This window comes from Streptomyces sp. NPDC060064, from assembly GCF_042736455.1.
GTDB lineage: Bacteria > Actinomycetota > Actinomycetes > Streptomycetales > Streptomycetaceae > Streptomyces.
The window spans coordinates 1-12,363 of record NZ_JBHWWF010000004.1 but is presented as its reverse complement, the minus strand read 5'-3'; the positions used below and the strand labels follow the sequence as shown (position 1 = coordinate 12,363).

The window sequence follows — 12,363 nt, the reverse complement described above, 5'->3', positions numbered from 1 at the left end:
GGGTCGGAGCGGCGGCATCCGCCGCCGTCCTCCGACGTGGTGGCGCCGGGCTCGTCGCACAGCCCGGCGCCGGCCGAGCGGCATGTCCGAGATGCAACGCGTGATCGACGCACGACGGGACGGCGGTCTCGCAGTGGAGACAGCCGTGGATAGTGGAAGGCCACGGCATACAACGTCCTGCGGAGTGAGCACGTGATCAGAGCCCGGCGGCCCGAAGCCCTCGACGGATACGGCGAAAGCGTCCTTCGCGTCTGGTACGCGGCATACGGCTCCAACATGGATCTTGACCGGCTGAACCACTGCCTCGCCGGTTGCCGGGACTCCCGCCCGCCCGCGCGTTCGGTGGCGGTCATGCTGCCGGGGCTGGTGTACTTCGCCACCGAGTCGCTGGTGTGGACCGGCGGCAGAGCGTTCTACGACCCCGAAGGCGGCGGCGAACTTCCCGCCCGCGCCTACTTGCTGACAGCCGCACAGTTCTCGGACATCGCAGCGCAGGAGATGTATCGGGCGCCGGGACCGGACCTCGATCTGACGGAGGTTCTCGGCCGGGGGCGCGCGGAGACGGGCCCCGGGCGGTACGAGACGCTGGTGTGCGCCGGGCTGCTGGACGGTTGTCCGGTGCTGACGTTCACGGCCCCGTGGGGCGTCGGAGACGTCGCGGTGAAACCACCCGCTGCGGCGTATCTGCGGCATCTCGTGGCGGGGGTCGTCGCGGCACACGGATGGAGTGCGCTGCGGGCCGCCGAGTATCTGGCGGGCTGCCCGGGGGCCGAGGGACAGTGGACGGCCGCGGAGATCGCGGCACTGGTCTCCGACAGCAGCGGGAACGAGAACGGGAGCGGGCGCGGGAGCAGGAGCAGGAGCGGGCGCGGTTCGGCGTGAGCGCGGGCCGGGCGTTTCAGAGTTCCAGCAGGTCAGGCAGGTCGGCGAAGGAGTCGAGAACGTGGTCCGGTGTGCCGTCGGCCGCCTCATGCGTCTCGGGCAGGTACTTGCCGGTCTTCACCAGCACGCCCGTGATGGCACAGCGCTGGGCCGCCAGTACGTCGGATTCGATGTCGTCGCCCACCATCATCGTCTCCGCCGCGTCGGCGCCGAGGTGGGCCAGGGCGGTGGCGAAGAACGCCTCGGCCGGCTTGCCGGTGATCTCCGCCTCGACGCGGGCGGCCCGTTCCAGCCCCAGGAGGAACGCCCCGGTGTCGAGCTCGAGCCCGTCCGACGTACGCCAGTACAGATTCCGGTGCATCGCGACGAGCGGCGCACCGCGCTGCAGCTCACGGAAGGCACGGTTGAGGACCGGATAGCTGAATTCGTCGCCCGCACCGCCGAAGACCACCACGTCAGGGGTTGCGTCATCACCTTCGTCGACGAGCGTCACGCCCGCGAGATCGGCCCGTACGTCACCGGTGTTGATCAGCAGGCAGCGGGCTTCCGGATAGTGCTCGCGCAGGTACGCGGCGGTGACGGCGGGCGCCGTGAGGATGTCGTCGACACCGACCGGAAAGCCCGCACCGGACAGCTTCGCGGCGATCACGGCGCGGGTCCGTGAGGTGTTGTTGGTGACCAGCGCCAGGGGGAGTCCCGCGGCTCGCAGGCGTTCCATGGCCGCTACGGCGCCGGGCAGCGGCTTCCAGGACACGGTGAGCACGCCGTCGATATCGATCAGGACCGCGCCGATTCGTTCCATACGAACGACCGTAGCCTCCGTACCTCGCCAACCTCCTCAGCAGCGGCAAATGGGGTTATTTTGAAAGAGGTGCGGGAGTGGTTCCTGTCTCCCCTGGGTTGGGGGTGAACCACTGTGCTGTTCACCGATCGTACGGACGCGGGACGGCGCCTGGCCGAAGCGCTACGTCACCTTCAGGAGGAGAAACCCGTCGTCCTGGGGCTGCCCCGGGGCGGAGTCCCCGTGGCGTTCCAAGTGGCGCGGGCGCTCGGCGCCCCGCTCGATGTGATCGTGGTCCGCAAGCTCGGCGTCCCGTACCACCGGGAGCTGGCGTTCGGCGCCATCGGCGAAGGCGGAGTGCGGGTCATCAGCGACGACATCGTCCGCCGCGGCAGGCTCCGGCGCGAGGAACTCGCATCGGTCGAGCACGCCGAGGAGGCGGAACTCGTACGGCAGGCGCGGCGGTTCCGCGAGGACCGGCCACGCGTGGCGCTCGACGGCCGGACGGCGATCATCGTGGACGACGGGATCGCGACCGGTGCCACGGCGGCGGCCGCCTGCGAGGTCGTACGGGCGCAGGGCGCGGGCCGTGTGGTGCTGGCCGTTCCGGTGGCGCCACCGGACGCCGCCGCCTGGCTGCGCACCAAGGCGGACGAAGTGGTGTGCCTCTCCACGCCGGCCATGTTCTCCGCCGTCGGCGAGTGGTACCAGGACTTCTCCCAGACCCCCGACGAAGAAGTCGTCTCGCTGCTCGCACAGGCCGCGGACGTCGGGACCACGGAGGCCGAGGTCACAGGGGTCGAAGTGGACGCCGGCGGGGTCCGGCTGGCCGGGGACCTCACCCTTCCGGACGGTGCACAAGCGGTGGTGATGTTCGCCCACGGCTCGGGCAGCAGCCGCCACAGCCCGCGCAACCGGCACGTGGCGACGGCCCTGAACCGGGCGGGTCTGGGCACCTTGCTCTTCGACCTGCTCACACCGGCGGAAGAAGCCGACCGGGCGAACGTCTTCGACATCGAAACCCTGGCCCAGCGGCTGGCGGACGCGACCCACTGGCTGCGGAGCCGCGAGTCCCTCCCGATCGGCTACTTCGGGGCGAGCACCGGAGCCGCGGCGGCACTGCGGGCCGCTGCTTCGGCCGATGCGGACGCCGGTGCCGTGGTCTCCCGCGGCGGCCGGCCCGACCTCGCCGGACCCCACCTCGCAGACGTACGGGCGCCCACCCTGCTCATCGTGGGCGGCCACGACACGTTGGTGCTCGATCTCAACCGGCACGCGCAGGCGGAGCTGCGCTGCGAGAACCGGCTCGAGATCGTCCCCGGCGCCACGCATCTCTTCGAGGAGCCCGGGGCCCTGGACCAGGTCGCGGACCTGGCCCGCTCCTGGTTCGTCCGGCACTCGACAGGCACTGACCGACCGTCATAGGGGGCACTACTCCTCCTGACGGAGCACGCCCCCGGCGTGACGGCATGCGGCTCTGCTACCAGGATGCGCCGGCGACCTGCTTGGTGGTGGCGTTGAGGCGGTTGAAGAGATTGGTGACGCCGATCATCAGGATCAGCGCGGCGAGCTGCTGCTCGTCGTAGTGGTCGGCGGCGTCGTCCCAGATGGCGTCCGGTACCGGGTCGGAGCGGTCGCTGAGCCGGGTGGCGGCCTCGGTGAGCGCGAGAGCGGCGCGTTCGGCGTCGGTGAAGTACGGCGTCTCGCGCCAGGCCGCCACCGCGAACAGCCGCTCGTCCGTTTCGCCCGCCTTCCTGGCGCTGCGCACGCCCCCGTCGACGCAGACGCCGCAGCCGTTTATCTGGCTGGCGCGCAGGTGCACCAGCTCGAGCGTCGTCTCCGGCACGCCGCCCTTCCTCGTGGCCTTGAGCACGTTCAGGATGGCCGGCATGGCCTCGGGAATGACCACCGCGGGGTTGCTCATACGTGCTTCCATGATTGCTCTCCTCGTATCCGCCTGGTTTCGTTCTTCACTCCTCTGACGGATCTCGACGGAAGAATGTGACCGATGGACGAGAAAGATTTTCTGGCGGAGAGATTCGAAGCCGAGCGGCCCCAACTGCGGGCGGTCGCCTACCGGATGCTCGGATCGCTCAGCGAGGCGGAAGACGCGGTCCAGGAAGCCTGGTTACGGCTCAGCCGCTCCGACACCAGCGACATCGGCAACCTCGCCGGGTGGCTGACGACGGTCGTGGGACGGGTGTGCCTGGACGTGCTGCGTACGCGCACATCACGGCGCGAGGACCCGCTGGATGTGTATGTGCCCGACCCGGTCGTCGGCCGCGCGGAGGCGGTCGACCCCGAACACGAGGCGCTGCAGGCCGACTCGGTCGGTCTCGCCCTGCTCGTGGTCCTCGACACGCTGGCGCCCGCCGAGCGGCTCGCCTTCGTCCTGCACGACATGTTCGCCGTCTCCTTCGACGAGATCGCCTCCATCGTGGAACGCACTCCGGCCGCCACGAGGCAGCTCGCCAGCCGCGCCCGCCGCCGGGTTCAGGGCGCGGCGCCGGTTGCCGACACCGATCTCGCCCGTCAGCGAGAGGTGGTCGACGCCTTCCTCGCCGCCTCGCGCGGCGGTGACTTCGAGGCGCTCCTCACGCTGCTGGACCCGGATGTGGTGCTCCGGGCCGACAGCGGTGCGGCGGCTGTGGGCGTGTCGAAGGTGGTTCGCGGTGCGCTGGCCGTGGTCGAGCAGGCGATCACGTTCTCGCGGTTCGCCCAGTACGCACGGCCGGCTCTGGTCAACGGAGCCGCGGGTATCGTCGCGGCTCCCGAGGGACAGCTGTTCTCGGTCATGGGCTTCACGCTCACGCACGGGAAGATCATGGAAATCGACATCCTCGCCGACCCCGAGCGGCTCCGCCGGCTCGACCTCAGCGACCTCACCGACTTCAGCGACCTCACCGACCAGGAGGACCGCGACACCCTCGACGACCGCGACGACCGCGACGACTGACGAACCGCGGTACGTGCCCGTCAGACCTCGGCGATCAGCGCGTACCGTTCGTCGGTCACCGGGCCGCCCCACAACTGCGGGTCGCCGCTGAGCGGTTCGACGCGCACCTCCGCCACGAGTGGGCGTACGGCGGCGGCCAGTTCGGCCGCACCGATTCCACCGTTCCACGGCAGCGACGCGGCTTCCGGTACGTAGGGCACTCCCTTCTGCCCGGCCTCGCGCCACCGGCCCTCGACCAGCACCAGCCGGCCGCCGGGTCGCAAGCGGCTGACCCACTCGCGCAACGCGGCCTCGGGGTCGGGCAGCGTCCACACCAGATGCCGGGAGAGGAGGACGTCGAAGCGCCGGTCGCCCGTCGGCGGTATCGCCGCGTCCCCGACCAGGAAACGGGCCGTGAGGCCGGCGGCCGCGAGGCCGGCGGCCGCGAGCTTCGCACGTGCCTGGTCGACCATGCGTGGCGCCAGGTCGACGCCGGTCACCCGGTGTCCGGCCTCGGCGAGCAGCAGGGACAGGGAGCCGGTGCCGCAGCCGGCATCGAGAACGTCCACCGGGTCCGACGGCAGCCAGGAGCGCAGCAGCCGGTCCCATGCGGCACGCGTCAGCCCGGCGCGGAGTCCATGGTCCGGTTCGTCGTCGAAGCCGGGCGCGGCGGCGTCCCAGTAGTCGGTGATCGCAGCAGTGGGGTCGGTCATGACACCGAGCCTCTCATCAGCCACTGACAACGGCCGCTCACTGCGGACGTCTGCCGTCACCTCACGTCAGGGCGATGAACAGGCCGAGTGTCACCAGGGCGAGGACGGCGCCGTACAGCGCGAGCGTCACGGAGCGCGCCTCGGCGGACGGGTCGCCGCCGCCGGCTCGGGAGAGGCCGAGGACAGAGGTCACGAGCAGGGCGAGCGCGGCCGCACAGAAGGCGGCGATCAAGGAGTCGATCATCTTGCGACAATCTCACGGGTCGTCAGATGTCGCATTTCGGCGATCGGCCCTTCCGGTGAGGCGGCGCTCGTCACGGCGAACGTCACGGTGACCGTCACGGCCGTCGCCCGAACTCCTTCAGCGCATCGGTGAGCCACTTCGTCCAGAACGTCTCCAGCTCGATGCCCCCGCGCAGCACCACGTGCCGCAGCCTGTCCTGCTCACTCGACTGCCGCTCCGGCGGAAAGTCGCGCTCCTCGATCGCCGAGTACTCCTCCAACTGCCGCCGGTGAAGCGCGAGATGACGTTCCAGCTCCGCCTCGAGCCCCTCGCTGCCGACCACGCCCGCCGCACGCAGCCGCAGCAGCAGCGGGTCGCGGACGGGCTTCGGGTCCTCGGACCTGGCGACCCACGCCGCCAATTCCTCGCGGCCCGCGGGCAGGACCTCGTACTCCTTCTTCTGCCCGCGGGTCGGCTGCGCCGACGGCAGTGCGCGGATATGGCCCGCCTGCTCCAGTTTTCCCAGCTCGCGGTAGATCTGCTGGTGCGTGGCCGACCAGAAGTAGCCGATCGACTTGTCGAAGCGGCGGGTCAGCTCCAGCCCCGACGAGGGCTTTTCGAGCAGGGCCGTGAGGATCGCGTGCGGGAGGGACATGGCTCGATCCTAGGTACGCGGCGCCGACGCCTCAGAGCGTGGCCGCGAGCCGTGTGCCCTGGTCGATGGCGCGCTTCGCGTCGAGCTCGGCCGCCACGTCCGCCCCGCCGATGAGGTGCACGGAGTGGCCCGCGGCGCTCAGCTCCTCGTACAGCGCGCGCTGCGGCTCCTGTCCTGTGCACAGCACAACCGTGTCCACGGGGAGGACCCTGGCCGCGCCGTCGACGCTCACATGCAGGCCCTCGTCGTCGATCCGCTCGTACGTCGCCCCGGCGGTCATCTGGACCCCGCGGTGCTTGAGCTCCGTGCGGTGGATCCAGCCGGTCGTCTTGCCGAGACCCGCGCCGACCTTGCTGGCCTTGCGCTGGAGGAGGTGGACGGAGCGCGGCGGCGCGGGCCGCTCGGGGGCGGTCAGGCCGCCCGGAGCGCTGTAGTCGGTGTCCACGCCCCACTGGCGGAAGTACGTACCGGCGTCCAGGCTCGCGCCCTCCCCGCCGTCGGTGAGGAACTCCGCCACGTCGAAGCCGATACCGCCCGCGCCGATGACCGCGACGCGCTCGCCGACGGGCGCGCCGTCGCGCAGGACGTCGAGGTAGCTGAGGACGCTCGGGTGGTCGACGCCCGGGATCTCGGGGGTCCTGGGCGTGACTCCGGTGGCGACGACGATCTCGTCGTACGCGGCCGACGCGAGGTCGTCCGCGGTGACGCGGGTGCCCAACCGGACCTCCACGCCGTGCAGTTCGAGCTGCGTACGGAAGTACCGCAGCGTCTCGTTGAACTCTTCCTTGCCCGGGATCCGCTTGGCGATGTTCAGCTGGCCGCCGATCTCGTCCGCCGCGTCGAAGAGGGTCACCTCGTGTCCGCGCTCGGCCGTCGAGACGGCGCAGGCGAGTCCGGCGGGGCCGGCGCCGATCACGGCGACGCGCTTGCGCAGCCGGGTCGGCGAGAGGACGAGTTCGGTCTCGTGACAGGCGCGCGGGTTGACCAGGCAGGAGGTGATCTTCCCGCTGAAGGTGTGGTCCAGGCAGGCCTGGTTGCAGCCGATGCAGGTGTTGATGGCTTCCGCGCGGTCCGCCTTCGCCTTGGCGACGAATTCGGGGTCGGCGAGGAACGGCCGGGCAAGCGACACCATGTCCGCGCGCCCCTCGGCGAGCAACTGCTCCGCGACCTCCGGGGTGTTGATGCGGTTGCTGGTGATCAGCGGGACGGAGACGGACCCCATCAGCTTCTTGGTCACCCAGGTGTAGGCGCCGCGCGGCACCGAGGTCGCGATGGTCGGGATACGGGCCTCGTGCCAGCCGATCCCGGTGTTGATGATCGTCACGCCGGCCGCCTCGATCTCCTTGGCGAGCGTGATCACCTCCTGCAGCGAGGAGCCGCCGGGCACCAGGTCCAGCATGGAGAGCCGGTAGATCAGGATGAAGTCCGTGCCGACGCGCTCACGGGTGCGGCGGACGATCTCCAGCGGGAGCCGTATCCGGTTCTCGTACGAGCCGCCCCAGCGGTCGGTGCGGTGGTTGGTGGCGCTCGCGATGAACTCGTTGATGAAGTAGCCCTCGGAGCCCATGATCTCGACGCCGTCGTACCCGGCGGACTTCGCCAGCTCTGCCGCCCGTACGAAGTCCTCGATGGTCTCCTCGACCTCGGCGTCGGTCAGGGCGTGCGGGACGAACGGGCTGATGGGGGCCTGGATGGCGCTCGGCGCGACCAGGTCCGCGTGGTACGCGTACCGGCCGAAGTGCAGGATCTGCATCGCGATCCTGCCGCCCTCCGCGTGCACGGCGGCGGTGACGGCCCGGTGCTGCTCCGCCTCGGCCTCGTTGGTGAGCTTGGCGCCGCCCTCGTACGGACGGCCCCGGTCGTTCGGGGCGATGCCGCCCGTGACGATGAGGCCGACGCCGCCGCGGGCACGGGCGGCGTAGAAGGCGGCCATCCGCTCGAAGCCGCGCTCGGCCTCCTCGAGGCCGACGTGCATCGAGCCCATGAGGACCCGGTTGGGCAGGGTCGTGAACCCGAGGTCGAGCGGGCTCAGCAGATGGGGGTACGGGCTCAGCGGGCTCGGGGTCGGGCTCATCGGGGCGCCTCCTCGCGCAGGGTTCGTCAGTCCAGTTCTAGCGGGCCGCGAGCGATTATGCAACAAAGTGCAAAAGAGCTTCCGCCGGCATTGCGCAGGCTGCCACTACGCGGACCGGCACGACCGGCGGGTCGTCCGTTGTCCTGACGGTCCGACAAATGTGCTGATCAGTCGTACGGGTGAAACTGGGCGCCGGTCCGGGCTTCGCGGACATAACGTGCCCCTGTGGCGGGATATGGGCAGTTGAGCGCACTGGGGATCGCGGCGATTCTCGGCTCGCAGGGGATCGGGGTCGGGGTCGGGGCCGGGATCGCCGACCGAGTGCCGGGTGTGGCCGATGTGTCGGTATCCGTGTCGATATCGGCGTCCGTATCGGTGTCGATCTACTTCGACGACTGCACGCCGACACCGACACCGACTCCGAGCGTGCCGCCGGCACCCGCACCGCCTGTGCCGCCTGTGCCGCCGGCACCCTCACCGCCCGGCACTCCACCGACCAGTACACCGCCGCCGCCCGAACCGGAGCCGCCCGCGCCCAGCCCGACCGTGACGCGTCCGGTCGTGCCCGCGCCGCCCTCGACGCCCCCGCTCCCTCCGGCGCCACCCGCGGCACTGCCGCCGGCGCCGCAGCCCCCGGAGCCCGCGCCCAGGACGTCTTCCGCACCCCCGCGCGCTCCCGTCGCCCGTACGGGTCCCGAGCGGCCGCGCGCCCTCGCCGTACGCAACCACCGCCGGGCGGCCGGAAAACGGGCCGCCACCGGGACGCCGCTGGTGATCCTGATTCTGGTGATCACCACTCCGGCCGTGCTCGCGGCAGCGGTGCTACGGCCCCGCTCACGGTCCGCCGCATCCCGGCGCAGCCGCGCCTGACCACGCACCGCCCTCGCCCTCGCCCCCACCCGATCGGAGAACCCTCATGTCGGAATGGCTGGTCCTGACCGGCGCGATGGCCGTCGCCTGCGCCGTCGTCCTTGTCATCACGGTGCTCAGGCAGCGCAGGCTCAGCAGGGCCGAGGACACGGAGGAGAACGATCCCGCCGAAACCCCCGACGTCCTCGAGTACATGACGATGATGGTCGGCGTCGTGTACGCGATCGTGCTCGGTCTGGCCATCGCGGGCGTCTGGGAGGCGCGCGGCGCCGCACAGGACGACGTACGCCGCGAGGCACAGGCGCTGCACGAGATCACTCAGCGGGCACAGGTCTATCCGGCCGACGTGCAGGACAAGCTCCGCAGCGACATCGACCGTTACGTCTCCCATGTCGTCGACCAGGAATGGCCGCGGATGATCGACCACAACGAGCTCTCCGGCCGGGGCGCGGAGCTGCTCGGCGTCGTACGCGCGGACATCGCCGAGCGGAAGCCGGCCAATGAGCTGGAGGCGCAGGCGTACCAGCCGCTCGTCGATCAGATCGCCGTCGCCGACGACGCGCGCAACGCCCGTGCGCAGAACGCCGGGGAGACACTGCCGGGCGTCGTGTGGTTCGGCCTGATCACCGGGGCGCTGGTCACGGTCGGGCTGATCTTCGCGCTGCAGATCGGCGGCACACCGCGGGAACTGCTGCTCGCCGGGCTGTTCAGCGCCCTGATCGCGTTTCTCCTCTTCCTGGTCTGGGACTTCGACGCTCCGTTCGGGCGGTCGGGCCAGGAGTCGGCGGATGCCTTCCAGCAGCTGTTCACGAGCGCGACGGGGCGGAGCTGAGCCGAGCCGGACTGCCCGGCATCCGCACGGTGCCGACCACGAACAGGAGGACCGGGCACGGGGTGCGGCTCGCCGTCACCCCGGCTCACTTCTGCGCGTGCTCCCCCACGTAGAAGAGGATCCACACGAAGCCGGCGAAGAGGTGAGTGGCGAAGACGTAGACGAAGACACGCAGAGCGACGCCCCGCTCCTTCCATCTTTCGCTCTCGCTCTCGCTCACCGCAGTCCTCCAGCCGGTCGGCACCTCGAGTGGTCCCCGCACCAGGGTACGAGCACCCGGAACAGGGGGCGGGTCACCGTTACAGGGCTTGGTGCAGCTGTCGGAGTGCCCGCCGGTGCGCCGAACGGCCGCTCATCGGTGACACAGTTTGTCTGATTTTGCGTAGGCTTTACAGAGAGCTACGTACCGGAGGTGGCGGGTATGGCAGACGCAGGCAGGATCGTCGTGGGCGTGGACGGCTCCGCGCCGTCGATCAGGGCGCTGCGCTGGGCCGTACGGCAGTCCGAGCTGACCGGCGACCCGGTCGAGGCCGTGATCAGCTGGGAGTACCCGGCGGCGGGCTGGGCGTCGATGGTGCCCAGTGTGCCCCCGGATTTCGACCCGGAGGCACTGGCGACCCAGATCCTCGCCGACTCGCTGACGGAGACCCTCGGCGCGGAGAGGGCCGCCGCCATCACCCAGAAGGTCATGATCGGGAACGCCGCACAGGCCCTGATCGAACAGGCCGACGGCGCCTCGCTGCTGGTGGTCGGCCACCGCGGCTACAGCGGCTTCAAGGCGACGCTGCTCGGCTCGGTCGGCCTGCACGTCACCCAGCACGCGCCGTGCTCGGTGGTCGTGGTGCGGGGCGAGCCGGACTCCGGGACGGACTGAGGCCGTGGAGCCGCGGCACGGGCCGGAGTCCGGGCCCCTCGCTACCGCCCCCCTCGTCCGGTCGACCGGCGGCTTCGACGACCGCTCCGACGAGGACCGCGCGCCGCACGGGCGAGACAGTGCGCCGCCGCCTCACCCTCGAACCGCCGGGCCCGCAGCTGGTGCAGAGTGAGATGGAGGGCGGCAGCGACCGCCGTCACAGCGCCACCACATCGGCGACGACACAGGCGACGTTGTCGGGGCCGCCCGCGCCGCGGGCGAGTGCCACCAGTTCACGGACGGCCTCGTCCGGGTCGGCGATCACGCCGACGGTCCGCCGCACATCCTCGTCCCACACCGCCCTGAACAGGCCGTCGGAGCAGAGGAGATAACGGTCGCCGGCCCGCGCCTCGTGCAGCTTCAGATCGGGACGGGCGAGCCCTTCACTCCCGTCCAGCGCCCGCAGCAGCATCGCCCGCTGAGGGTGGGATGCCGCCTCCTCGGGGCTGAGGCCGCCCTCGTCGATCATCGACTGCACGACGGTGTGGTCGTGCGTGATCTGGAAGAACTCACCGTCGCGCAGCAGATAGGCACGAGTGTCGCCGATATGGACGAGCGCCAGCTGCGAGCCGGTCCACACCATCGCGGTCAGCGTCGTACCGGAGTCGGCCAAGCCGTTCACGGCGGCGTTGGCCCGATGGACGGCATCCTCAAGGGCGTTGAGCAGATCTCCGACCCGCGAGGACGCGGGCCCCCCGGCCTGCGGCCCCCCGGACTCGAGGGGCTTGAGCGCATCGATCGCCGCCGCACTGGCGGGCGCGCCCTCGTCCCCGAAGCCGTCGGCGACGGCAAACAACCGGGAACCGGCGTACGCGGCATCCTGGTTGGTCTCCCGGACGAGGCCGCGGTCCGACCGTGCGGCGTAACGGATCCCCAGAGGCGTGCTGAGCTGAGACATCGTGTCGGTGTCCTTCCCTGACAGCTGGTCGACGAGGAAGGCCGCCAGATCACGCCGCGCGGAGGTCTCCGCCTCCACCTGTGCCCAGTACGCCCGGATGTCCCGGGCGGCCGCGGCCGTGTCCGACGCGCACAGGTCGCAGACGTCCCGAATACGGGCCAGCGGCATCCCGATCCGCCGCAGCCACGCCACCAGCCGGGCCCGCTCCAGCTGCGTCTCGTCGTAGTACCGGTATCCGGTGAACGAGTCGACGCGGGCCGGCGGCAGCAGCCCCAGCTCGTCATAACGGCGCAGCGCCTTCGCGGACAGCCGGGAAGCGCGGGCGAACGCCCCGATCGTCAGCAATCCCATGCTTTCTTTCCTCCTCGTACCAGGCACTTCGCCCGGCCCCAGCGATGCTGGGGCTTCCCCGAGGGAGAAGGTCAAGGCAGAGGCTCACGGTAGACAGCACAGACGCGCCGCGGGGGGGGCGGGGGAGGGGGGGGGGGGGCCGGGGCGCCCCCCCCCGGGGGGGGGGGGGTTGAGGGGGGGGCGGGGGGGGGGGCGGGGCGACCAGAGGGGGGGGGGGGGGAACAACAGGAGCGGGC

At 71.1% G+C, this 12,363-nt stretch carries 14 protein-coding genes; 5 read left to right on the top strand and 9 right to left on the bottom strand.

Going from position 1 to position 12,363, the window contains the following annotated elements; all coding sequences use genetic code 11:
- The first annotated feature begins 192 nt into the window (after window positions 1-192).
- Window positions 193-882 carry a histone deacetylase gene (locus ACFWDI_RS06460; protein ID WP_385301670.1) on the top strand — a complete coding sequence of 230 codons (690 nt, stop codon included), beginning with the start codon at window positions 193-195 and terminating at the stop codon, window positions 880-882.
- A 16-nt stretch (window positions 883-898) separates the two neighbouring features.
- Here ACFWDI_RS06460 and ACFWDI_RS06455 read toward each other — a convergent pair whose 3' ends face one another.
- The gene (locus ACFWDI_RS06455; protein WP_385301668.1) at window positions 899-1,684 is read right to left on the bottom strand and encodes an HAD-IIA family hydrolase; all 786 of its coding nucleotides are present in this window, start codon (window positions 1,682-1,684) and stop codon (window positions 899-901) included.
- A gap of 114 nt (window positions 1,685-1,798) precedes the next feature.
- On the opposite strand from ACFWDI_RS06455, the gene ACFWDI_RS06450 reads away from it, so the two are divergent.
- Window positions 1,799-3,088 carry an alpha/beta family hydrolase gene (locus ACFWDI_RS06450; protein WP_385301667.1) on the top strand — a complete coding sequence of 430 codons (1,290 nt, stop codon included), beginning with the start codon at window positions 1,799-1,801 and terminating at the stop codon, window positions 3,086-3,088.
- 55 nt (window positions 3,089-3,143) lie between these two features.
- On the opposite strand, the gene ACFWDI_RS06445 is transcribed toward ACFWDI_RS06450, so the two are convergent.
- Complete coding sequence (locus tag ACFWDI_RS06445; protein ID WP_327324942.1) at window positions 3,144-3,599, bottom strand: carboxymuconolactone decarboxylase family protein; 456 nt, start codon at window positions 3,597-3,599, stop codon at window positions 3,144-3,146.
- 72 nt (window positions 3,600-3,671) lie between these two features.
- On the opposite strand from ACFWDI_RS06445, the gene sigJ reads away from it, so the two are divergent.
- Entirely contained in the window at window positions 3,672-4,619 is a 948-nt protein-coding gene (gene sigJ, locus ACFWDI_RS06440) for an RNA polymerase sigma factor SigJ (protein ID WP_385301666.1), read from the top strand.
- A 20-nt stretch (window positions 4,620-4,639) separates the two neighbouring features.
- On the opposite strand, the gene ACFWDI_RS06435 is transcribed toward sigJ, so the two are convergent.
- The 5 genes from ACFWDI_RS06435 to ACFWDI_RS06415 form a co-directional block, all read right to left on the bottom strand.
- Window positions 4,640-5,311 (bottom strand): class I SAM-dependent methyltransferase, encoded by a 672-nt coding sequence (locus ACFWDI_RS06435; protein ID WP_385301665.1) that lies wholly within the window; start codon window positions 5,309-5,311, stop codon window positions 4,640-4,642.
- A 61-nt stretch (window positions 5,312-5,372) separates the two neighbouring features.
- A complete protein-coding gene (locus tag ACFWDI_RS06430; protein WP_385301664.1) occupies window positions 5,373-5,555 on the bottom strand; it encodes a hypothetical protein in 183 nt (60 codons plus the stop codon).
- A 94-nt stretch (window positions 5,556-5,649) separates the two neighbouring features.
- The gene (locus ACFWDI_RS06425) at window positions 5,650-6,189 is read right to left on the bottom strand and encodes a PadR family transcriptional regulator (RefSeq protein WP_385301663.1); all 540 of its coding nucleotides are present in this window, start codon (window positions 6,187-6,189) and stop codon (window positions 5,650-5,652) included.
- Between the two features lie 31 nt (window positions 6,190-6,220).
- Window positions 6,221-8,263 carry an FAD-dependent oxidoreductase gene (locus tag ACFWDI_RS06420; RefSeq protein ID WP_385301662.1) on the bottom strand — a complete coding sequence of 681 codons (2,043 nt, stop codon included), beginning with the start codon at window positions 8,261-8,263 and terminating at the stop codon, window positions 6,221-6,223.
- Window positions 8,264-8,646: 383 nt separating this feature from the next.
- Window positions 8,647-9,141 carry a hypothetical protein gene (locus tag ACFWDI_RS06415; RefSeq protein ID WP_385301661.1) on the bottom strand — a complete coding sequence of 165 codons (495 nt, stop codon included), beginning with the start codon at window positions 9,139-9,141 and terminating at the stop codon, window positions 8,647-8,649.
- A 38-nt stretch (window positions 9,142-9,179) separates the two neighbouring features.
- Between ACFWDI_RS06415 and ACFWDI_RS06410 the strand changes: the two genes are divergently transcribed.
- On the top strand, window positions 9,180-9,965 hold the full coding sequence (locus ACFWDI_RS06410; RefSeq protein WP_385301660.1) for a hypothetical protein: 786 nt from the start codon (window positions 9,180-9,182) through the stop codon (window positions 9,963-9,965).
- 85 nt (window positions 9,966-10,050) lie between these two features.
- Here the strand turns inward: ACFWDI_RS06410 and ACFWDI_RS06405 are convergent, their stop codons facing one another.
- The gene (locus ACFWDI_RS06405) at window positions 10,051-10,185 is read right to left on the bottom strand and encodes a DUF6126 family protein (RefSeq protein WP_385301659.1); all 135 of its coding nucleotides are present in this window, start codon (window positions 10,183-10,185) and stop codon (window positions 10,051-10,053) included.
- A 201-nt stretch (window positions 10,186-10,386) separates the two neighbouring features.
- On the opposite strand from ACFWDI_RS06405, the gene ACFWDI_RS06400 reads away from it, so the two are divergent.
- A complete protein-coding gene (locus tag ACFWDI_RS06400) occupies window positions 10,387-10,839 on the top strand; it encodes a universal stress protein (protein ID WP_385301658.1) in 453 nt (150 codons plus the stop codon).
- A gap of 196 nt (window positions 10,840-11,035) precedes the next feature.
- On the opposite strand, the gene ACFWDI_RS06395 is transcribed toward ACFWDI_RS06400, so the two are convergent.
- Complete coding sequence (locus ACFWDI_RS06395; RefSeq protein ID WP_385301657.1) at window positions 11,036-12,127, bottom strand: MerR family transcriptional regulator; 1,092 nt, start codon at window positions 12,125-12,127, stop codon at window positions 11,036-11,038.
- Window positions 12,128-12,363: the final 236 nt, after the last annotated feature.